19 protein-coding genes are annotated in these 21,542 nt (G+C 43.0%); 7 read left to right on the top strand and 12 right to left on the bottom strand.

The window, feature by feature from the left end:
• Positions 1-37 precede the first annotated feature (37 nt).
• From LC091_RS10305 to LC091_RS10280, 6 genes are all read right to left on the bottom strand, one after another.
• Positions 38-1,249 (bottom strand): response regulator, encoded by a 1,212-nt coding sequence (locus LC091_RS10305; RefSeq protein WP_226681917.1) that lies wholly within the window; start codon positions 1,247-1,249, stop codon positions 38-40.
• Positions 1,227-2,990: a cache domain-containing sensor histidine kinase gene (locus tag LC091_RS10300; RefSeq protein ID WP_226681916.1), complete on the bottom strand. Its 1,764-nt coding sequence runs from the start codon at positions 2,988-2,990 to the stop codon at positions 1,227-1,229. The genes LC091_RS10305 and LC091_RS10300 overlap by 23 nt, the downstream gene beginning before the upstream one ends.
• Before the next feature lie 86 nt (positions 2,991-3,076).
• Positions 3,077-3,913 (bottom strand): carbohydrate ABC transporter permease, encoded by an 837-nt coding sequence (locus LC091_RS10295; RefSeq protein ID WP_226681915.1) that lies wholly within the window; start codon positions 3,911-3,913, stop codon positions 3,077-3,079.
• Complete coding sequence (locus LC091_RS10290) at positions 3,913-4,818, bottom strand: carbohydrate ABC transporter permease (protein ID WP_226682392.1); 906 nt, start codon at positions 4,816-4,818, stop codon at positions 3,913-3,915. The genes LC091_RS10295 and LC091_RS10290 overlap by 1 nt, the downstream gene beginning before the upstream one ends.
• A 97-nt stretch (positions 4,819-4,915) precedes the next feature.
• Positions 4,916-6,004, bottom strand: coding sequence for a Gfo/Idh/MocA family protein (locus tag LC091_RS10285; RefSeq protein WP_226681914.1), 1,089 nt, complete (start codon positions 6,002-6,004; stop codon positions 4,916-4,918).
• A gap of 15 nt (positions 6,005-6,019) precedes the next feature.
• Positions 6,020-7,183, bottom strand: a complete 1,164-nt coding sequence (locus LC091_RS10280; protein ID WP_226681913.1) for a Gfo/Idh/MocA family protein — start codon at positions 7,181-7,183, stop codon at positions 6,020-6,022.
• Positions 7,184-7,400: 217 nt separating this feature from the next.
• On the opposite strand from LC091_RS10280, the gene LC091_RS10275 reads away from it, so the two are divergent.
• From LC091_RS10275 to LC091_RS10255, 5 genes are all read left to right on the top strand, one after another.
• Positions 7,401-7,739, top strand: coding sequence for a BsuPI-related putative proteinase inhibitor (locus tag LC091_RS10275; protein ID WP_226681912.1), 339 nt, complete (start codon positions 7,401-7,403; stop codon positions 7,737-7,739).
• Positions 7,740-7,829: 90 nt separating this feature from the next.
• Positions 7,830-8,399, top strand: coding sequence for an RNA polymerase sigma factor (locus tag LC091_RS10270; protein WP_226681911.1), 570 nt, complete (start codon positions 7,830-7,832; stop codon positions 8,397-8,399).
• Entirely contained in the window at positions 8,374-9,186 is an 813-nt protein-coding gene (locus LC091_RS10265; protein WP_226681910.1) for a hypothetical protein, read from the top strand. Before LC091_RS10270 ends, LC091_RS10265 begins: the two co-directional genes overlap by 26 nt.
• Positions 9,170-10,045 (top strand): ABC transporter ATP-binding protein, encoded by an 876-nt coding sequence (locus LC091_RS10260; RefSeq protein WP_226681909.1) that lies wholly within the window; start codon positions 9,170-9,172, stop codon positions 10,043-10,045. The genes LC091_RS10265 and LC091_RS10260 overlap by 17 nt, the downstream gene beginning before the upstream one ends.
• Complete coding sequence (locus tag LC091_RS10255) at positions 10,045-11,151, top strand: hypothetical protein (RefSeq protein ID WP_226681908.1); 1,107 nt, start codon at positions 10,045-10,047, stop codon at positions 11,149-11,151. Before LC091_RS10260 ends, LC091_RS10255 begins: the two co-directional genes overlap by 1 nt.
• Before the next feature lie 39 nt (positions 11,152-11,190).
• Here the strand turns inward: LC091_RS10255 and LC091_RS10250 are convergent, their stop codons facing one another.
• The 4 genes from LC091_RS10250 to LC091_RS10235 form a co-directional block, all read right to left on the bottom strand.
• The gene (locus tag LC091_RS10250) at positions 11,191-11,835 is read right to left on the bottom strand and encodes a 3'-5' exonuclease (protein ID WP_226681907.1); all 645 of its coding nucleotides are present in this window, start codon (positions 11,833-11,835) and stop codon (positions 11,191-11,193) included.
• A 39-nt stretch (positions 11,836-11,874) separates the two neighbouring features.
• Complete coding sequence (locus LC091_RS10245; protein WP_226681906.1) at positions 11,875-13,830, bottom strand: DUF294 nucleotidyltransferase-like domain-containing protein; 1,956 nt, start codon at positions 13,828-13,830, stop codon at positions 11,875-11,877.
• A gap of 70 nt (positions 13,831-13,900) precedes the next feature.
• A complete protein-coding gene (locus tag LC091_RS10240) occupies positions 13,901-15,553 on the bottom strand; it encodes a sodium:solute symporter family protein (protein WP_226681905.1) in 1,653 nt (550 codons plus the stop codon).
• A 164-nt stretch (positions 15,554-15,717) separates the two neighbouring features.
• Positions 15,718-16,020 (bottom strand): DUF4212 domain-containing protein, encoded by a 303-nt coding sequence (locus LC091_RS10235; protein ID WP_148987242.1) that lies wholly within the window; start codon positions 16,018-16,020, stop codon positions 15,718-15,720.
• A gap of 612 nt (positions 16,021-16,632) precedes the next feature.
• Between LC091_RS10235 and LC091_RS10230 the strand changes: the two genes are divergently transcribed.
• Positions 16,633-17,331: a hypothetical protein gene (locus LC091_RS10230; RefSeq protein ID WP_226681904.1), complete on the top strand. Its 699-nt coding sequence runs from the start codon at positions 16,633-16,635 to the stop codon at positions 17,329-17,331.
• 69 nt (positions 17,332-17,400) lie between these two features.
• Here the strand turns inward: LC091_RS10230 and LC091_RS10225 are convergent, their stop codons facing one another.
• Positions 17,401-17,808 (bottom strand): hypothetical protein, encoded by a 408-nt coding sequence (locus tag LC091_RS10225; RefSeq protein ID WP_226681903.1) that lies wholly within the window; start codon positions 17,806-17,808, stop codon positions 17,401-17,403.
• Positions 17,809-18,121: 313 nt separating this feature from the next.
• Here LC091_RS10225 and LC091_RS10220 point away from each other — a divergent pair, with 313 nt between their 5' ends.
• Entirely contained in the window at positions 18,122-20,728 is a 2,607-nt protein-coding gene (locus LC091_RS10220; protein WP_226681902.1) for a calcium-translocating P-type ATPase, PMCA-type, read from the top strand.
• 71 nt (positions 20,729-20,799) lie between these two features.
• Here LC091_RS10220 and LC091_RS10215 read toward each other — a convergent pair whose 3' ends face one another.
• Positions 20,800-21,453 carry a pyroglutamyl-peptidase I gene (locus LC091_RS10215; RefSeq protein WP_226681901.1) on the bottom strand — a complete coding sequence of 218 codons (654 nt, stop codon included), beginning with the start codon at positions 21,451-21,453 and terminating at the stop codon, positions 20,800-20,802.
• Positions 21,454-21,542: the final 89 nt, after the last annotated feature.

Raw genomic sequence — 21,542 nt, 5'->3', positions numbered from 1 at the left:
GAGGAATGCACAATTATTTTTAAAAATTAACAATTTTCTATTTTTTAAGCAGATCTGTCGGGTTGACCCCCATGTACTTTTTAAATAGGGAGCTGAAATATGGTGTGTTTTTGAATCCTACTTTTTCAGCAATCTCATAAATAAGTAGATTTCCCTCTAAAATCATTTGCTTCGCTTTTTCCATCCGCACCTTTGTCAAATAATTATTAAAGGAATCCCCTGTGGCTTTCTTGAATATTTGGCTTAAATAGTTTCTTGAAATGAATACTTGCTCACTAAGATCATTCAGGGTAATGTTTTTCTCATAATTCTCATAGATGTATTGAATCATATAATCCACAGCTTGCTTATGCCTTCTATTTTCCTTGTCGTTTAATTCTAGGTGTTCTAGGACATTTAAGAGTATTTGGCTTAGCCACTTTTCAAATTGCTCTGCACTCTCCAGACTCTCTATTTGTCTTTCTATTTGTTTTTCCTCAAATAGCTCCGTGTAATTGATTCCGTTATCGTGGAGACTGAACGTGGTAATGATCCACGTTTCTTTTCCTATTTGCTTCCAATGGTAGAGGGAATAAGGTTTTTTCTCCCGACATGCTCTCACGAACTCCTTTAATACTTCGAGGGCAGATTCATATTGATTATGTTTAATTGCTTCCGAAATTTCTTGATAGAAGGAAACCGGCCTAACAAATTCATAAGCAATAGGGTTTTCTAACGATTCCTCCCTATTACTGAATTCTCTAATCCTATGAGATGGTTCTATTTCATTTGCAGTTCTTAATGCTTCCGGGGAGTCATTGATTTCCCTCAAAAGGAACTGATACTGCTCCAGCTGTTTGGTTAGATTCTGTTTCAGTGCCTCAGTGCTTTTTTCTTCTTCCAGTTCTTTAATAACGCCATTCAAGACGGTTTTGATGGTATCCATGCTTACTGGTTTGGAAAGATAGTCATGGACGTTAAGTCTCAGAGCTGTTCGTGCATATTCAAAATCTGAAAACCCACTCAGGATGATCACTTTGCCTTTGAAACCAATATCCCGGCATTTTTGCAACATTTCTATCCCGTTCATAATGGGCATGTAGATATCGGTGATGACAATGTCGGGCTGGTACTCCTCAATCAGTCTCAGTCCTTCTTCCCCGTCCGCCGCTTCTCCTAAACAGGATATGGAGAGCTGTTCCCATGGGACCGCTTTCTTCATAATGCGCAAGATTTGTCTGTCATCGTCAATTATTACTGCTTTCCACATCTTTCAGCACTCCAATCATTTCAGGATTACGTATGATAGGTATTTTAATTACGACAATTGTACCGTTATCTGGTTTGCTTTTTATATTAAGAGAATATTTGTCTCCAAAGTACACTTCCAATCTATCTTTTACATTCTTAATTCCATAGCCACCCGTGGTCTTCTTTGCCTGTTGGTTTTCTTCCATGTCAAACCCTTTTCCATCATCCTTAATGATGACATATAAGTAGCCATGTATGTCACACATCCTAATATCTATGTGCCCGTAGTCTCGGTTGTGAAATCCATGAATGATGCTGTTCTCAACAAATGGCTGAAGGGTCAGTTTAGGCATATAGCTACTCAAGTATGCTTCCTCTACCTGAATGGAATACTTCAGACTCTTCCCTAATCTGATTTGTTGAATTTGAAGATAGGATTCCATGTGATAGATTTCATCTTTAATTGGAATAAAACTTTCACCTTTTGATAAGCCGATACGCAACATTTTCCCTGTCAATTCCAATACTTTGCTTATTTTCGGTTGATCTGCTTCAATCGCCATCCAGTTCAACTGATCAAGCGTGTTATATAAAAAGTGTGGGTTAATATTAGCTTGCAAGGTTTCCACTTCTGCCTTGCGCTTTTTTTTGTATTCTGATTCCAAGTTATCGTACAGCGTATAAATTCTATGTATTAAACTCTGATACCGTTTAAAGAGGGAGCCGAATTCATTGTGATAATCGTCAGGCAGGTTTGCATCCTTTTTTTCTAGAGAGAAGTTCTCCATTCGGTTTAAAAGAATGTGAAGAGGATTTGTAAACTGCCTGGAAATTTGATAATTAATGAGAATTGCTATCCCGAGAGCAAACACACCTATACTAATTAGGATAAAAGACAACTGGATACTGCCCATTGAGACATCCTCCCAGGGTGTCATCTCAATCAAAATCCATTCTGAACCAAAAAGCTTGGACCAGACTACAAGATTGTCCTCATATTTAACAGAACCTTCCGTATTTAAATTGACCTCGGAATTGTCTTTAAGATTCTCCATCGCTATGTGGGTGCCACCACCAAGCTCCCCGACATAAGTTATAGGGGTATTGCTTGAATCAATTAAGAGGCGGTTTACATTTGTTTTCTCATCAATGATCATATCTTTAAATTTATCCGCCTTGATATTCACTACAATGACAGACCGTGCTTTTTGGTTCCCATCATACACCTTTCTCGCATAGCTTACGACATCAATCTCCCCTTGAAGAGATTCAATCTTGTGCTTAGGCACCCAGGAAGCATCCGCGTCCTTCAAATGTGCAAGCTGTTTGGAGGAAGCAAAATCCTCCATTGAAAAATAATGAATAGGACCGGTCCTGTCTTTTAAAGGCTGTTGCTCAAGAAAGACGTGTATGGAATCAATCAGGGGAACACTAAAAGCTATGTTAAAAAATGACTTATTGATTAAGGAAATATCTCGATAGGCTTCATATTCGTTTTGTTCACCACGGATATATGCTTGAAGATCACTGTTCCTAGACATTGCCAGTGTCACTTCTTCAATTGATTTCTTTTGTAATGTTATCTTTTCATTTTTCTCTCTTAACAGCTTTTGCTGATAATAGGTGGTATTTTCTTTCATCTGATTTAGGGAAACCGAATAGCTGACAAACGCTATAATAAATAGAAGAAGTGCGATAAATATAGAAAAAGTAATAAAAAAAGTTTTACGTATAGGATATTGTTTGAATGGATTTTTCATAGTCTCCCTCTCTTTCTATCTCAAGAAAAGAATACCATAATAAGAAAGAGAAAAGGCTGCCATATCGCCTTTTCTCCCTTTAAACCTTACCCTTTCAGCCCGGTAGTCGCGACACCTTCCACGATATGACGCTGTGCGAAGAAGAAAATAATGATTGCCGGTATAATGGATACTAGGGACATCGCAAACAATTGCCCCCAAGGTACTGCTGAATTGGAATCTACAAACATTTTCAATGCTAGTCCTACTGTGTATTTATCGACAGAGTTTAAATAAATCAAATGGCCAAGGAAGTCATCCCAGTTCCATAGAAAGCAATAGATTCCTACTGTAACCAACGGCGGTTTCATCAGTGGCAGAACGATTCTCCAATAGATTCCAAACCACGAACATCCATCCATCTTCGCCGCTTCATCCAATTCTCTTGGAATTCCCCGAATAAACTGGACAAGCAAGAAGATGAAAAACGAGCCTCCGATACCACCTGCCAATAAATGTGGAACGATAAATGGGAGATACGTATTGACCCAACCAAATGCATTAAATAAATCATATTGTGGCACGAGTGTAATTTGACTTGGTAACATCAAGGTTATCAAGACAATTGCAAACCAAAAGTTGCGCAATGGAAAATCTAATCTAGCAAAAGCAAATGCTACTAGGCTGCAAGAAATCAAGGTCGTAAACAATACAGCCAGGATTAGCACGAACGTATTCATATAAAAATGAGTAAACGTAAAGCCGGGAATCGCAATCCATCCTTCTGTGAAATTAGAGAAGACGGGGGTTTCTGGAAAAATATTAATGGAGTTCATCTCTTCATTAGATTTAAACGCTGCTCCCACCCACCAAATAATTGGGTATACCATGAATCCACCAATACTAATTAATATCAGATGACTAATCCAACTCTTTTTTTTCATCAGCCTTTTCCTCCTTCCGTCTGATAGAACACCCAGAACCTAGAAGTAAAAAAGATTACCGCAGTAAATATAGCGATGATAATTAATAGAATCCATGCCAGTGCCGACGCATAGCCCATCTCGAATCCAGCAAAAGCCTTTTGGTAAAGGTAGAGAGCAAACATATACGTAGACTGAATTGGCCCACCTTTTGTAATAACAAATGCTTGTGTGAACATTTGGAAAGATCCAATCGTCTGCAGTACTAGGTTAAACAGAATAACAGGTGAGAGCATTGGCAGGGTAATCTTAAAAAACTGCTTCACTTTAGACGCCCCGTCAATTGCAGATGCCTCATAAAGTTCCGGAGATATTTGCTTTAATCCTGCGAGAAAGATAACCATGGAGGAACCAAACTGCCAAACCACCAGCAGAATAAGGGTACTTAAAGCAGTATCTGGATTGCCAATCCAGTTCTCTCCCTTGATACCAAACAATGCAAGAAAACCATTAACCATCCCATCTCTTCCAAAGATGTTTCTCCAAAGGATTGCAACCGCAACACTCGTTCCTATCAATGAAGGTAGATAGATCATCGTCCTGTAAATCGACATTCCTCTTATCTTTTGATTGAGGAACATTGCCATTAGAAGGGCAGTAATTAATTTAAGCGGGACCGATATGACCACGAATAGAATAGTGATGGTTAGAGATTTATAGAAAAGCCTGTCCTCTGTAAAGATTTTTGCATAGTTCTCCATGCCTACCCAGTTTGGAGCTTCTAATAAAGAATAGTCTGTAAAAGAAAAATAGAGTGATTGAACCATAGGATAAAGCGTTAAAAGAAAGAACCCGATTAGCCATGGCGAAAGAAACGCATAGCCCGCAAAAGGCGTTTCCCATCTTCTGCTTTTCTTTGACTTCATTATATGTGGTTGATGGGGATTTTTAATGACGACGCTTTCATTTATAGTTTTCATATATCCTCCTTCTGTTTAGTAGTGATAAACAGGGTGTTCCATATCAAATTTCACATACATCAGGTGCTATGACCATCGCTTGCTCCTGCGCCTTTAAACATAATTCTGATGCTTTAAATACATGTTCCTGGGTCATGGCCGTTTCTGTCCTGTTGATACAATCTAGTATCAGCTGCCCAAAGAAAGGAAAACCAACTTTTCCTGCCACGTCAAAATATTGTTCTCCCTGTTTGTTCACGAGATACACATGGTCAGTCGTTCTTGCCCTAGCAACATCCACATACTTTCTGATTTCAATTGTCCCTTCCGTTCCGGTGATGAACGTTCTACCGTCTCCCCATGTGCTAAGGCCGTCCGGTGTCAGCCAGTCGACACGAAAGTACTGAGTTGCCCCATTATCTCCTTTCAAAGTCGCATCTCCATAATCTTCAAGCTCCGGGTACTCTGAATTATGGTAGTTTGCTACTTTACTATGTAGCACTTCGGCACTTTCACATCCTGCATAAAAGAGAAACTGCTCAATCTGATGGCTACCGATATCACATAAAATGCCACCATATTGATCTTTATTGAAGAACCAAGCTGGCCTGCTTGCTGCATTCAAGCGGTGTGGACCGAAGCCAGTCACCTGAATCACCTTTCCAATAGCCTGCTGTTTAATCAAGTCTCCAGCGAAAACTGCCCCTTCTACATGCAGACGCTCACTGAAATAGACCATATATTTCTTGTTAGACTTTGCCACTACCCCTTTTGTCTCTTCTAATTGAGCTAAGGTAGTAAACGCAGTTTTATCAGTAAAATAATCCTTCCCAGCTTCCATAACCGTGTTGCCTAGTGAACTTCTTTCTGATGGTATGGCTGCAGCAGCTACCAAAGCCACCGATTGATCATGTAGAACTTCCTCGAGCGATTGTGCCACTTGAACCATTGGAAAGGCCTTTTTAAATGTTTCTACCTTGCCCTGATCCGGATCATATACCCACTTAAGCGTTGCTCCTGCTTCTATTAACCCGTTACACATACCATAGATATGCCCATGATCGAGCGCTACTGCCGCAATAATAAATTCATCCTTATCCACAACCGGATTTGGCTTTCCTTTTGGCGCATACGTCATTCCATCCTTCATCATTTTCCCCACTCCCTTTTAATGTGTCCCTTGTACATCAAGTGTTACGTTTTTCACGGTTTTCTTAGTAAAAGTGGATTCTTGTATCTTCTCCTGCAGCTTTTCATAATACAAATCCGAATCCAATGGCAGTGATACCGATTCTTTCAACCAGGAGGAAAGATAAATGGCGTTGCTAATTTCAAGTCCCTTTACCCCTTCTTCGCCTGGCGCAATTAAAGGAGCTCCATGAAGGACCGCGTCTGTCCAGTTTTGGATAATTCCCTTATGGTCTGTATTTTCTCCATGGACTGGCACCTCTATTTTCCAACATTCCGGCTCCCCAAAGCCTCCTGTAAAAGTTGCATTAAACTCTCTTTCGCTTTGGGTTAATCGGTAAAAGTGCAACTGATTATTCTCAACAACAAGCTTTCCGCGATCCCCAACAATTTCAAAACGATTTGTTCCAGGCGCCTCGCCAGTTGAAGTAATAAACACACCAGTGGCACCATTTTCATATTCCACAAAAGCGGTCACTTCATCCTCTACTTCAATATCATGGTACTTTCCTTCCATACAAAATGCCTGAACCTTCACCGGCATCAAGCCAGTGGTCCACTGCCACAGGTCAATCTGATGTGGAGCTTGATTCAAAAGTACTCCACCACCCTCTCCAGACCAAGTAGCCCGCCATTCACTTGAATCATAATAACTTTGAGAGCGGTACCAATTTGTCACAATCCAATTTGTCCGTTTGATCTCCCCAAGTTCCCCAGCCTCAATCAAGCTTTTCAGTTTCTGATAAAGAGGATTAGTACGCTGGTTGTACATCAAACTGAAAACCTTTCCACTTTGTTTTGCAGCTTCGTTCATTTCTAAAACATTTTTTGTATAGACACCTGCTGGTTTTTCCAGAAGGACATGGTACCCTTTTGCGAAAGATTTAATAGCAAGTTCAGGATGACTATAGTGCGGTGTTGCGATAATCACACCGTCAATATCTGCTTCATTCAAGAATTTTTCTATATCATTGTAATAGTCTATCTCTTTATCTGTTGAATTTTTGAGCCAAGTCAACCGTTCATCTCTATATTCACATACAGCTGTTACGGTCGCACCGATGATTTCGTTGTTAAGTAATGTTTGAATATGTGATGTTCCCATGTTTCCGATTCCAATTACGCCTATTTTGAATAGATTCACTTTTATTCACCTCTGTTTAGATATTTGGTCTTTTACTAATTATAGAAATTCCATTTTGTTATGGGTATAGGATAGATGCACAAATATTTTTAATATTCATCTAATTAAAGCTGTAAAAGAAGTATTTGCAAAAGAGGTTTTAACGTAATTAGAGGTATAGCCTTCGTTTTGTAGAATAGTTTAGTAATGGATTAGATTGCGATGGGAGTGTTGTAGCATGACTTTGGAAGCAAAGTTGACCTATTCAGAAAGTGGCCCGGATTCGGTAATGTTGCATTTTGTCGTAGAAAATAATAGCGGTGCTGCCGAAAAAGTAACCTTCCGCAGCGGGCAACGCTATGATTATATTTTGTATCGAGATGGCGCGCGCGTGGAGCAATTTTCAGAAGGCAAAATGTTCACGATGATCTATGAGGAAATAATGGTAGAACCCGGGCAGGAATTGAGTTTTGACATTCCACTGAAAAATCTGCAGCCTGGCCGCCACAAGGTGATTGTGTGGCTGGCTGACTCGGATTGGCCGGGGGTACGAGACCGGTTGGAATTTGATATCTGAGTTTATGGGACCCGTCATGAGGACGGGTTTTTTATTTTTGTTTAAGTCTTTTTTGCAACTGTTTCGTCTTAATAGGTGAGGTGATAAGGGATGGCGGAGAATTTTGAGTTGGTCGAGGAGATCATCCGGGGCAGTGAGGCGGCGATGGAAGTGCTGACGCGCCGGTATTATCGGGGCATTTTCGCGTTTGTATATCGGAAGGTTGGTAATCGCGATCTAGCCTATGATTTGACCCAGGAGATTTTTATCAAAATGGTGCAGCGGGTTGGCAGTTTGAAAGATAAGACTGCATTTAAGAGCTGGCTGTATCAGATTGCGGTGAACCATTGCCGGGATTATTGGCGAAGTGCCGCTCACAAGCAGGGAAGTAAGCAGGTCGAGATCCCGGAGCAGATGAAAAGTGACGGCAGTGAAGTGCCTTACATATTTGAGCGAAAAGAAACGCGTGAACAAGTGAAGAAGGCGTTGCACTCGTTGCCGGATATGCAGCGGGAAGCTGTTATATTGAAATACTTTCATTTTATGAAAATACAAGAAATTGCCGATGTGACCCATGCAAATGTTTCAACGGTGAAATCCCGACTGAGACAGGGCTTGACGAAGCTTGCGGCTATTTTAAAGGAGGGTGAAGAGGATGAGAAAAAACGACTGCGAAGATAAAATTCGTGAGGATGATGATTTTGATTTGGAGTTGTTGGAGCTTGAGAATGAGGTGTTTGGCAATTTAAAAGAGTATGATGTGGAGTTTCCGAGTGAGGAAGAAATGATGTCCACCATTGAAGCCATTAGGCCTCATGTTCCAAAGAGGACGAATGTTTTTCAACCGTTGGTGGATTTATTGAAGCATTCGGGACAAGAAATTTTCCGGATCAGCCCCCTCTTTTGGGGATTGAATGGACTTCTTGTGCTAGTTTCGTTGGTTGCCTTTTTCACCGTGGAGCAGTTGGACCCCTATTTTACGATAATGATTCTTGCCCCCCTCCCCACTATCGCAGGTGTGTTGGAGCTGATGCGGAGTAAAAACAGCGGAATGCTGGAGCTGGAATTATCGCTGAAGTATAGCTGGCAGGAGTTGCTGTTGTCTCGAATGTTGGTTATTGGTGGATTTAATGTGCTGGTTAATATCGCGTTTACGGTTGTGCTTTCGTTTGTGGTCGCAGATGTGTGGTTTGCCAAGATGACGTTGTACTGGTTAACGCCGTTTACTATTTTGATGGCGGTGTGGCTTTTGATTGTTTCTCGTTTCAGGAGGTTTCATATTGTGACGGTGGCACTAGTGAGTTGGGTTGGAGTAGGGATGGTCATGAGTCAGACGAAGCTTTTTGAAAGGATTAGCGATGTTCCGTTGTACGTGTTTGTATTGGTGATTGTTGCCGCGTCAATATTTAGCTTGGGCAAGGTGATGTGGATCTATAAAAGGGGGATTTCCTATGAACTTAACCATTAAAAATTTGAGTAAATCATTTGGTGAGAAGAAAGTGTTGGATGATGTGAGCATTGAGTTTTCGGCGGGTGTTTATGGCATTCTTGGGGCCAATGGTTCGGGGAAAACGACCTTGATGCGTATCTTAGCAAGTGTGTTAAAGCCTAGTGCTGGCCAGGTTTATTTTAATAATCAGGATATTGTCGGGATGGATGAGGCGTATCGTGATGTGATTGGCTACTTGCCGCAGCATGTCGGGTTTTATAAAAATTTTACGGCGGAGAAGTTTCTATTATATATTGCGGCGTTGAAAGGATTGCCAAAGGAGCAGGCAAAAGGAAAAGTGGACGAGGTGCTGGAGCTGGTTGGGTTGTCTGCTGAGCGAAAGGGCAAGGTTGGCAGGTTTTCCGGCGGGATGAAGCAGCGTGTCGGGATTGCACAGGCATTATTGAATGACCCGAAAGTGTTGATTGTCGATGAACCTACTGCCGGGTTGGATCCTAAGGAGCGGATTCGTTTTCGGAACTTGTTAGCGAAGATTGCGATTAACCGGATTGTGCTTTTGTCCACTCACATCGTTTCTGACATTGAGTTTATTGCGAGAGAAGTTGTTATTTTAAAAGACGGGCAGCTGTTACGGAAGGATTCTCCTCAGGACTTATTGGACGGCATTGCGGATAAGGTTTGGTCAGTGAAGGTTGCAGAGTCTGAGATTCCAAGGTTTCAAGCTGAATTTAAGGTCGGGAATATTGGCCGGGTTGGCGATGGTGTGTTTGACTTGCGCATTTTAAGTGACAGCAAGCCACACGAGGATGCTGTGAACGAAGCGCCTAATTTGGAAGATTTATATCTTTATTATTTTGATGAAGAGGTGGCCTCCTAATGGAACTGTTGAAGTTTGAGCTTTATAAGATTTTTAAGCAGAAAACGGTATATATCACGTTTTTGCTGTTGATTGTTTTCTCGACAGGGTTTACTTTTCAGCTGACCGAACAGTGGGAGAAAGATTTGTATAAAGAATGGGAAGGGCCAATTACGGCGGAGAAAGTGAAGCTGGCAGAGGAGAAAAATGCGGAGCTGATGAAAAAATCAGAAGAGGCGCCGGATGACGAACCGTTTTTCTTTTCGGATCGAGAAAATGCCGAAATGGCTGTATATGAAAGTGTTTCTTGGGCTGCGGGAGTGGAACGAAATACTGCGGAGTATATAAAGGAGCTTGATCGTCCAGGCGCCAGTGCAGCTGATAAGCTTGAGGTGGCGATGCTTAAGAAGTTAGATACGTCGTACTTTGAATATAATGTCGGTCCTGGGAAGGTGATTGATTTTGCGAGTGTGTTCTCGATATTTTTTACTGGGGCGATGTTGTTGATCGGATTGTCTGCTATTTATTCGCAAGAGTACAGCTCTGGTGTGGAGAATTATATGTTGAGTGCCAGGAAAGGTCGCAAGCAACTTTTATGGGCGAAGGTTGGGGCGGCGGCTGTTTATACGGTGGTAGTAGTGATTGCATGGGAAGTGTTTAACTTAGCTTGGAACACTGTGCAGTTTGGCAGTGAGGGCTGGGGAACGCCATTTCAGCATTATTTTAAATATTACTTCTCCCCTTATGATTTTACTATGCTGGAATACCATGTTGTTCAGATGGCGTTTCATTTGCTGGCTGCAGTGAGTTTTTCGTTGGTAATTGTGCTCGTGTCTAGTTTTAGTAAAAATGCGCTGATTTCATTTTTTGTTTGCAGCGCGTTGTTTGGGGTGCCGTATTTGGTGGTGGAAATGTTGATGCTGCCACAGTGGGTCGAGGATCTTTTCAGCTTTACCCATATTTTTTCGATGAATGTGGAACGGCTTTTCGACTTTTTTAAGACGGTGAATTTGTTTGGGACCCCAATCCTCTTTCCATTTGTGGCGGCTGCGGTGATGATTGTTGTTTCTGGTGTTGCTGTTTGGATGAACTTGCGTTATATGAAGAGGAAGGAATTGTCGGTTTAGTGCTATAGAATATTTCAGGGATTGCAGTAGCCTCATTTTCTACTTAATCCCTATGTTCAACAACTCCCCCCATGTCTTTACTCCGCGGTCTTTACAGATCTGTAGCAGTTCTGTAAATAGGTAGGCAGTGGTCATTGCGTCACCCAAGGCAGAATGACGTTGGTAGATTCTTGTGCCAAAATCTCTGGCGTATTTCTCAAGGTCGCGCATGTCGTAGCTAGGGGCGATATAGCCGATAAGGTCGAGTGTATCAAGGAATTTAGGGTTTTTCCATTTCAAATTTTTGCGTTTTAGTTCTGCTTGTATCGCCAGCATATCAAATGCGACATAGTGGCCGACATAGCAGACAGATGTTTGGTTGGCGATGTTGGTCAGTTTGGTGATGGCTTCAAGTGCTTGCGGTGCTTCGTCTGTTTGTTCGTGTGTGATTCCTGTTAGCTCGGTAATTTCCCGAGGAATTTGTCGATTTGGGTTGATGTATGTTTGGTAGGCACTGTCCTCGATGACTTGGAGATTCTTTATTTTCACAGCGCCAAGTTCTATCAGTCTGTCATCCTTGGCCACGTTAAACCCCGTCGTTTCCGTATCGAATACGGTGAATTCAAGTTTGTCGACAGGTGTGGAAAGCGGTATATTTTCTACTAAATTGCTCGGGAAATAATGCTTTTTTGCGAATGGAAACATATTTTGTAGGTACCTCCTTTTTTACGGTTTCGCTACTATTTAGTAGTAGGAAAGCATGTGGTTTTGGAGTTCTTTGATGAGACGGATGCTTAACATTAGCTCTTCCTTTTCGCGGGTAGAGAGTGTGGTCAACGTTAAGGTTGATGTGAGTTCTTCTCCGTCTTGGTGTTGCTTGTATCGGTTGTGGACGTAATAGTCTAGTATGGTACTGATTGATGCTTTAAGATCCTTCTGGAAGTTTTCTGAGAGGATTTTTTTTTCGTACAGCTGGTCTATTTTTTCGATTGGTGTTCCGTATGTGATGCCGTGCATGAGTGAAAGTATTTGCAGGCTGTGATGGTATGGAAACAGGACTTCTTTTTTTAGGTCGATTTGTTTTTTATTGCGGCGAAATATGGATCGGATCGGTTGTTCCAGTGTTGGGATCGGATTTTCCCGTTCGAGTTGGGATAACCGGTATAGAAATATTTTGGCTCGGTCCAGTGAATTCGATATCGTTTGTTGGAATTGCTGGTGCAGCGTATCGTCCCCCGCTATATGGCGGTAGGAGAAAAAGTTCTGAGCCAGGAGCAAGCGATCGTTTGTGGCGTTAAGTGTCCATTCGTGGATGCGGGAATCCCATTTTTGGAGGGTACCACGCCAGACTGGGTTGGACGCCATCATATCGCCTTTGCATCGTTTGTAGCCGGCAAGTTCTAGGTTTGTGACGATTTTTTGTGATAAATCCTCGAAGTATCGGGTGGCGATATGGTCATTATGTTGGTCGTGCGTATCGCCCTTGTCCTCGTAAACAAGGAAATGGTCCTGGTCGGTTAGGAGGAACTGTTCTTTCCTTGCCCCGCTGCCCATAAGGTAGAAACAGAATTTTCTCGGTGGATCGGTTGGCATTTCTTTTATGGAAAGCTCGATACATCGTTGAATCAGTTGATCGTACAGGGTGTTCATGACTTCAAGGGTGTGAAGGATCGGGACTTGTTGTTGGAGGATGGTGTTGAGTGTTGCATATAGTTCTTGTTTGATATGTGGGAGTTGCTCTTTGGTAGTGTTTTTTAATGTTTCTGTATTATGAAGGATTGCTGTTGGTTGCTTGGCTTGGAGTAGGTCTGTCATGGTGACGAGTCCTGACGGCTGATTATTTTCGGTGGTGACTGGCAGGTGTTTGATGCCGTTTAGAAGCATGGTGGTGAGCGCTTCATAGTAATAGGCGGTTGTTGGGATGGTGATTGGTTCTTTTGTCATGATGGTTTGGATTTTTTCTTGAGTGTTTATGCCACTGGTGATGACGCGATGGACGAAGTCGCTTTTTGTGACGATGCCTTGGATTTGGTTGTTGTTTAGTATTACGGCGGTGGTTTTTGTGTTATGTTGGGCGAGCTTTTCTGCGACAGATTTTATCGTATCGGTTGTTTTGGCTAGTATGATGGCCGTTGTTGGCTGCATGATGTCTTGGACTCTGAGAATGGTCGGATTGCTTGTTGGGTCGATGCTGGAGTTCATGTTGATTTGTTCGGCAAGGGAGTGGTAGACGTCGTGCAGTCTGGAACTTACCTGGTCGAGAATATAGTCGCGGACGGCAGGCTCTGTCCATCTTTCTTTTAGCACGATATAGGGAATGAAGAGGGCCTCTAGGTCGTCGATGGCGCGGACTTGGATGAGGGATGATTGAGGTTGGGTCTGGGGCTTTGAGACCTGGTCCGGGTACAGGGGTGTCTTCGGGTCTGGTTGTTGATTTTGTGGGTAGTTGGTGGAGATAAAGTGATGGATATTGGACAGGCCGATCAGTTCGTTCGGCTTGATGATTTCTAGGACTTCTTCACGTGACTTTTTGGATGGGATATAGACTTCAGCCATTCCGGAGAGCACGAGAAAGATGCCTTCACGATTGTCGGCGGCATGAAGGATGATATCGTCTTGGTTGTAGTGAACGGTTTGGCAACGATTTAGAAGATCGGTAGCTTCGGTTTGTGAAAGGTTTTTTGTTAGGATGTGCTTCATGTTAGAGGCTCCTTTTTTAACAGGAAAGAGGAGCAACGTGGTTGGACGCTGCTCCTCCCTGCTATTTGTTTTATTTATCCATCCAGACGTTTCCATCTTTGTATGACATTTGTTCTGGATAACGAAGGTCGACCACTTCGTCTTGAATTTTTTGTGATGGTGCTTTGGTTCTAAGCGATACGACGATGATCGTAATGATGGCGGCTGCTGCGCCAAAGACCCCTGCTCCTGTATCGATGATTCCTAGGACGGTGAAGCCGCCATATTTTGCTGCAAAGATGTAGGCCAGGGTGACCCCGAGTCCTACGAGCATTCCAGCGATGACCCCTTGTGCGTTGGCACGTTTCCACCACACTCCTAGGAGAAGAGCCGGGAAGAAGGTTCCGGATGCGAGCGCGAAGGCCCATGCAACGATCTGCGTGATGGCACCTGGTGGGTTAAGCGCTACAATACCTGCAAGGACGGTTGCCGTGACGATGGTGAGACGGCCAACCAAGAGACGGTTTTTGTCGGTTGCATTCGGTCTCATTACACGGTAGTAGATGTCATGGGCGAATGAGGACGAGATGGCGATCATCAGTCCGCCTGCTGTCGATAGTGCAGCGGCCATAGCGCCTGCCGCTACGAGTCCGATGACGAAAACGCCAAGGTTGGCGATTTCCGGTGTGGCCATAACGACGATATCGTTTGCGATGATAAGTTCGCTCCATTGCAGGGTGCCGTCGCCGTTGGTGTCAGCTACTTGTAATTTTCCTGTATTGATCCATGGTTCGGTCCAAGCTGGTAATTGATCAATTGGTTGGCCGGCAACACGCCTCATTAGAATGAAGCGAGAAAATGCTGCGTATGCAGGTGCAGATAAGTACAGGAGGCCGATGAAAAGTAAGGCCCATGCGCCTGACCAGCGAGCTGCTTTCATGGTGGAAACCGTGTAGAAACGTACGATTACGTGTGGCAGACCTGCGGTTCCGGCCATCAGGGTGAACATGAGGGCTAGGAACTGCCATTTGGTGCCGTTGGTGAATGGCGCGAAATATTCGGAAACGCCAAGTTCTCGGTCAAGTTCGCCCATGGTTTGGACAATCTGGCCGTAAGATACCCATGGTAATGGGTTGTTTGTGAGTTGCAGGGACATGAAAATGACAGGAACCAGGTATGCGATAATCAGGATGATGTACTGGGCAACCTGTGTCCAGGTGATCCCCTTCATTCCACCGAATGCTGCGTAGAATGCGATTAGGACTACTCCGATCATGGTTCCAATTCTTGCGTCCACTTCTAGTATGCGGCCAATTACTACTCCCGAGCCGGAAAGTTGCCCGATGGAGTAAGTGAAACTGATGATGATGGTACAGATGGCCGCGATGACGCGTGCGGTGTGGCTATTGAATCGGTCTCCGATGAATTCCGGTACGGTGTAGCGGCCGTATTTTCTAAGTTGAGGTGCCAGCAGGAAGGTCAAGAGCAGGTACCCGCCTGTCCAACCCATTATGTATGCAAGTCCGTCGTAGCCTAGTAGCATGATGGTTCCGGCTAGTCCGATGAATGATGCTGCACTCATCCAGTCGGCGCCGATGGCCATTCCGTTGAAGATTGGTGGAACGCCGCGGCCTGCTACGTAGAAGTCGGAGGTTTGGCGTGCTTTGTTATAGATGGCAATTCCGATATAGAGTCCGAATGTGATCAGGATTAGTGTGAGTGAGACGATAAACTGATTATCCAAACGTTGGGCCCCCTTTGGGTTTAGTGAGATTTCTTTTTATGAGTGCTTGTGTGTGGTTTTGTGAGATTCATGTTGTGTGAGATTCTTGGATGTGAGACTTTCGGGTGTAGAATTGATTTGGTTTTTGTGGGTTTCTAGGTGTGGGTTGGGCAGGTTTGTCGGAATTAGTGATCTAGTGTTTTGCCTGCGCTTAGGACTTCGTTGGCCTTTTCGTCGATGCCGTATTTTGCGTCAATTTTGTCGCTGACTTTGGCGTTGACGAATAATAGAATGATAAAGACAATTATTGATCCTTGTGCGCCCATGAAGTAATGGAATGGGAAGCCTCCGAAAATGGTGAATTGCAGGGACTCGGCAAATAGAACAATGCCAAATGAAACACCAAGCCAGATAGCTAAGTAGATTAAGATAAACTTGTTCTTCTCTCGAAAATAAGCATCAGCAACGGACTTTTCGATTTTTTTCAAAGGTTAGCCTCCTTTAAGTTTTGGAATGAGGTTCGACGTGGTTGGCGAAATTCCTGCCGGGGTCTGACCCCTTTTGGGTTAAAATTTTTTAGCACTCGTTCTTATCGTTATCTTAGGCTGAAGATGAATTTGATGGTGTCGAGGAAGGGTGCGGGTACTAGGGCGATTTCCACGACGGCGTAGGTGATTAGGGTTGCTATTGGGACTGTTAGTAGGATTGGTTTTTGTTTTTTGATTGCCAGAAAGATGCTGGTGACTGCGATGATTAGAAATAGATAGAATAATAGCATGTTGTGTTTGTCTCCTTTTTTGTAAGCGCTTTAGTTTTTTGTGTCGAATCCCCCTCCTTCTTTTGCGTGTTTCATTCTGTATTAAGACAGAATTTTATAATAATTCTAATAATTAGATTATGGTATAAGGGTGGTTTCAAGTCAACTGTTTGTTTTAGAATAGAAATCTACATTTTTCGAGGATTATTTTTTAGTGTGTATTAGTACAATAGAAAATTGGTTTAATAGTGGTGTGTTTTTGAAAAATTATGTAAATTACTTCGGACTATCGGTATAATTGAATTATATTTAATTGTCCGTAAATTGTTTGGAGGGAATTTTCGTGAAAAATCTTTTTGCTGTTTGTTTAGGATTTATTTTGGTAGTTGGGCTTGGTGGTGTGAATGTTGCAGTGTCAGAGGAATTGGAGACGTCTGTTATTACTACCACTAATGAGGAGAAAGAAAATGTCCAACCTGAAACGGAAGAGACGGACAAGCCTGATACAAAACCAGAAACAGAGAAACCTGTTGAGGAAGAACCTGTAGTAGATTCTGAAGAAAATATAGAACAGGAAAATGAAACTGCCCCTGAAAATACGGAAGAAAATGATTCTTCCCCTACTAATCAAGAGGAAAAAGATGAGGATATAGTTGATATAACTGATAAAGAGAAACAAAATGATAGTACTATTGATCAAGAGGATCGTGTAACTCCTCCTTCCCCTGCTGCTCCCCCGGTGGAGGAAAGTGCCCCGGTTGTGGTAGCTGAAGAAGTCGAGGAGTTTTTCATCAGTGATTATGGAGAAGTGCTTTCTAAATGGAAACATGAGTTTGATGTTTTATATATTCCTGTTCTATATGATCTATTGAGGTATTATGCGGAAAATGATAAGGAAGTCATTGAATTGGATCATTTATCTAAGTCTCAGTTGAGTGAATTGGCGAGATTTCTGGATGAAGAGCCTCAGGTGACTGGAGCAACCTATAGTTCGATGCGGGAAGCTGTTGAGGAGTATTTAGACGCTGTTGAAACAGAATAATTCGGTGTATCGGTTAGCGATATGGTCTGGAGCGCTTTGGAATATCGGGCGCTCCGGACCTTTTTGTTTTTATAACATTTCCTCTTCCCATTCAACTTCGTGTTCTTTCATCAGTTCTTCTAGTTCGTCTTGGAATTGGCGGAGTTTGGCGCGGCCTTCGTCGAGGAGTTCGTTTGCTTCTAGGATTTTGTCGTAGCTTTGGAGTTCGAGTGCGATTAGAATCATTTTCATGGCACGAAATTGAGTGTTGCTGGCGTCGATGTAGATTTCGTGGACTGCGCGTACTTCTTTTGTTTCTGGTCGGATGCTTTCTAGTTTTTCAATGAATTCGGTGTAGGCTGGGATGGTGACGGTATCCATTGTTTCGTACATGGTCCAGTCGTCGGTGTAGTTGTTGCCGGAAACGCTGGAGTAGGAATCAACTGCTTCTGCTTCGAGTTCAAAGATGCTCATCAGGTCTTCGTTTGCGTAGGTCATCAGATCTTCTTGGACGGGGTCGGCGCTACAGGCTGAAAGTGCTAAAAGGGACAGGATTGCCAGGAAGCACAGGAGTTTTTTCATCGTTGGTTTTGTCATGGTGGTCCTCCATGGGTGTTGGTTTTTGACACTTTTTTATGGTATTCGGGATGGACGTTATTTAGCACGTGGAGATGTTGTACTTTTTGAGAGGTCGAAAGTGTCTCGTTAACACCATTTTCATACTTGTATAACAGTATTTTTTTTAGGAATAGTATGTAGTGAATAAAGTTCGGGTATAGACATTATAAATCTGTTAAGAAAGGAGCTATATATGGATAGATTTTATAAGTTACCCTTTGAAGAAGTGTTGAAGAATATTGAGGTTACAAAGGATGGCCTTACTGATTCAGAAGTAAAGAAAAGGCAGGAACAGTATGGCTTTAATGAACTTGGGGAAGAGCAACGAAAAAGCACCTTTCAAGTCTTTATGGAGCAGTTCAAGGATTTTCTTGTCATTATTCTTATCGTAGCAGCTTTGCTGTCTGCCTTTTTAGGAAAATTTGAAAGCACCATCGTCATCATGTTCGTGGTTATCCTCAATGCGATTCTCGGAACCGTTCAGCATGTAAAAGCGGAGCAATCGCTAAAGAGTCTGAAAAGCCTGTCCTCTCCCACTGCCAAAGTTCTAAGAAATGGAGATAAAATTGAAATACCATCCAAGGAAGTAGTGGTTGGAGATATACTCTACCTGGATGCAGGGGATTACATAAGTGCGGATGGCAGAATCATCGAAGCCCACAGCCTTCAGGTAAATGAAAGCTCCTTGACGGGTGAATCTGTCAGTGTGGATAAAACCGTTGATCCGATTAATGAGGACGATGTTTCCATTGGTGATAAGACGAATATGGTATTCTCCGGGAGCTTTGTTACATATGGGAGAGCTATCATTGTGGTTACACAAATTGGCGAGAAAACGGAAATCGGTAAAATCGCCAACTTGATGGAAAGTGCTAAAGAGAAGAAAACGCCACTTCAGATGAATCTTGATAATTTCGGAAAGAAGCTCGCCATTGCAATTATCATCATTGCTGTTCTTATCTTTATGGTCGATATCATTCGCGGACGAACATTGATTGACTCATTCATGTTTGCCGTTGCCCTGGCAGTCGCGGCCATACCCGAAGCATTAAGTTCCATCGTGACCATCGTGCTTGCGTTTGGCACACAAAAGATGGCAAAGGAAAATGCCATTATTCGAAAACTTCACGCAGTAGAAAGCCTCGGCAGCATCTCTGTCATTTGTTCAGATAAAACTGGTACCCTTACACAAAATAAAATGACCGTGCAGAAAGTGTTCTTGGATTCAGAAATCCATGAGCATGACAAATTGGAGATGGACCAGGAGCTTCATGAAAAATTCCTTCTGATGCAGATTTTGTGTAATGATGCTGAGACCACCAAGGATAAGGAGATTGGAGACCCTACTGAGATTGCCTTGGTGGATTTTGGGGAAGAAATTTATGAAATGGACGAAATGGAAACAAGGAAATCATATCCTAGACTGAAGGAAGTCCCATTTGATTCTGACAGAAAGCTGATGAGCACTGTCCATACCCTAGATTCCAAACAGGTACTGATTACTAAAGGTGCCGTTGATGTTTTAATGGATAGGGTGGTAAAAATAGAAACTTCAGATGGCATATCCAATTTTTCAGATGAGGACAGAAAGAAAATCGATGAAGTAAATCATTCCTTTTCCGAAAGCGGACTGCGTGTGCTAGCCTTTGCTTATAAAGAGGTGGAGAATCATGAGAATATCTCGACAGAAGATGAACATGACTTAATCTTTGTCGGATTGACTGCCATGATGGATCCTCCCCGTGCCGAGTCTAAGGAAGCGGTTGAACAATGCATTTCAGCAGGCATCAAACCGGTGATGATCACTGGAGACCATAAAATAACCGCTTCTGCGATTGCAAAGGAAATCGGGATTTTCAGAGATAGCGATAAAGCGGTGGAAGGATTTGAGCTCGAAAAGATAAATGACGAGGACTTAAAAGGCATGGTGGAGGATATTTCCGTCTATGCACGAGTATCCCCAGAGCATAAAATACGCATAGTCCGAGCCTGGCAGGAAAAAGGGAATATCGTTGCCATGACCGGCGACGGAGTCAACGATGGTCCTGCATTGAAACAGGCGAACATTGGAATCGCCATGGGAATCACAGGAACGGAAGTGGCCAAGGATGCCTCGTCCATGGTTTTAACAGATGATAACTTTTCCACCATCGTTAAGGCGATTGCCAATGGAAGAAGCATCTATGCCAACATCAAAAATTCCATCCGCTTCCTGCTTGCGGGTAACACAGCAGGAATTTTATCTGTTCTTTATGCTGCCATAGGCGGATTACCTGTTCCATTTGCGCCAGTGCATTTGCTGTTCATCAATTTGCTGACAGATAGCCTGCCGGCGATTGCAATTGGACTTGAACCTCATAATAAAAAAGTGATGGATGAAAAACCGAGGGATGTGGAAACCCCGCTTTTAAATAAAGTGTTTGCAGCCCGGCTCCTAAGTGAAGGTTTCCTGATTGCCGTGGCTACCTTGATTGCTTTTCATATCGGACTAACGATGGATGATCCTTTGACAGCCAGTACCATGGCTTTTTCCACACTGTGTCTTGCCCGACTTTTTCATGGCTTCAACGCACGTTCCAGACAGTCGATATTCAAAGTCGGATTGTTTTCAAACCTCTACTTAATAGGGGCTGTCGTCATAGGAATCGCGCTCTTGCAGCTTGTTCTGATGGTTGATCCTTTAAAAGGGCTTTTCGAAGTTGCCACCCTAACTGCTGCCCAGTTCGGCTATGTTTATGGTCTGGCACTTATGCCGCTTGTGCTGATTCAACTTTATAAATTGATTTTTGTGAAGGATTGAAAGAGGAATGTGTAATTTGACCTGTACTCCATATGGAATACAGGTTTTTTTACTTTGATTGGTCCCTTCACTTACATTGTTTCTATTGTCAGTTTGATGGCTGCAGTTAGGTCGGCCTGGGACCAGCTTGGTGTGTTGTTTAGCTGTGTCGCGAGCTGGTGTGAGGCTGGAATGTGGATGAATCCTGCCGGGATTTGGGCTGTGTTCGGTTCTTCTGTATCAGTAAGGTTAGCCGTACCACCTGCTTCCTGTTGCGCTAGCTTGTGCAAGGCTGCGTACATGACATTGTTACAAAGGTAAGTCCCTGCTGTATTAGATATTTTTGCAGGAAAGTTATTTTCATTTAAATGGGTTAACATCGCGCGGATCGGCAAGGTGGAAAAATAGCCGTCAGGTCCATCTGGGTTGATTGGTGCATCCTGAAGCACTACTCCATTGTTATCAGGCGCACCACCAGCATCCTTACAATTGATTGCAATTCGCTCCGGTGTTATGTGCGCCCGACCCGCTGCAAGCCCAAGGGAAACCACGGCATCTGGTTGTAGCTCCTCCATATACTCCAATAACAACTTTTCTGATTCGGTAAAATCAACAGGCAGCACCCGGCTTATGACTTGGTATTGACCAACTATCTGCTGGTCCAATTCCCTGACAATCTCCTCTGTTGGATTGATCTTAAAATTCAAAAACGGTTCAAAGCCTGTTAGAAGTAGGGTTTTGGTCATGGTTGAAGACCTCCTTAATTTGGGTAGCGGACGGACGGTTTTGGCTTTTGGCCGTCTAGATCAATTTTCAAAGGAGCTAGTGCACCGTC

The organism is Sutcliffiella horikoshii (assembly GCF_020524325.1).
GTDB classification, from domain to species: domain Bacteria; phylum Bacillota; class Bacilli; order Bacillales; family Bacillaceae_I; genus Sutcliffiella_A; species Sutcliffiella_A horikoshii_D.
Note: the sequence above shows the minus strand (reverse complement) of the source record. Positions and strands in the feature narration are given on the sequence as shown.

Bases quoted from the DNA above. Each gene is read 5' to 3' on its own strand.
- LC091_RS10305 (WP_226681917.1), bottom strand. From the start codon at position 1,249: ATGTGGAAAGCAGTAATAATTGACGATGACAGACAAATCTTGCGCATT.
- LC091_RS10300 (WP_226681916.1), bottom strand. From the start codon at position 2,990: ATGAAAAATCCATTCAAACAATATCCTATACGTAAAACTTTTTTTATT.
- LC091_RS10295 (WP_226681915.1), bottom strand. From the start codon at position 3,913: ATGAAAAAAAAGAGTTGGATTAGTCATCTGATATTAATTAGTATTGGT.
- LC091_RS10290 (WP_226682392.1), bottom strand. From the start codon at position 4,818: ATGAAGTCAAAGAAAAGCAGAAGATGGGAAACGCCTTTTGCGGGCTAT.
- LC091_RS10285 (WP_226681914.1), bottom strand. From the start codon at position 6,004: ATGATGAAGGATGGAATGACGTATGCGCCAAAAGGAAAGCCAAATCCG.
- LC091_RS10275 (WP_226681912.1), top strand. From the start codon at position 7,401: ATGACTTTGGAAGCAAAGTTGACCTATTCAGAAAGTGGCCCGGATTCG.
- LC091_RS10270 (WP_226681911.1), top strand. From the start codon at position 7,830: ATGGCGGAGAATTTTGAGTTGGTCGAGGAGATCATCCGGGGCAGTGAG.
- LC091_RS10265 (WP_226681910.1), top strand. From the start codon at position 8,374: ATGAGAAAAAACGACTGCGAAGATAAAATTCGTGAGGATGATGATTTT.
- LC091_RS10260 (WP_226681909.1), top strand. From the start codon at position 9,170: ATGAACTTAACCATTAAAAATTTGAGTAAATCATTTGGTGAGAAGAAA.
- LC091_RS10255 (WP_226681908.1), top strand. From the start codon at position 10,045: ATGGAACTGTTGAAGTTTGAGCTTTATAAGATTTTTAAGCAGAAAACG.
- LC091_RS10250 (WP_226681907.1), bottom strand. From the start codon at position 11,835: ATGTTTCCATTCGCAAAAAAGCATTATTTCCCGAGCAATTTAGTAGAA.
- LC091_RS10245 (WP_226681906.1), bottom strand. From the start codon at position 13,830: ATGAAGCACATCCTAACAAAAAACCTTTCACAAACCGAAGCTACCGAT.
- LC091_RS10225 (WP_226681903.1), bottom strand. From the start codon at position 17,808: ATGACCTACGCAAACGAAGACCTGATGAGCATCTTTGAACTCGAAGCA.
- LC091_RS10220 (WP_226681902.1), top strand. From the start codon at position 18,122: ATGGATAGATTTTATAAGTTACCCTTTGAAGAAGTGTTGAAGAATATT.
- LC091_RS10215 (WP_226681901.1), bottom strand. From the start codon at position 21,453: ATGACCAAAACCCTACTTCTAACAGGCTTTGAACCGTTTTTGAATTTT.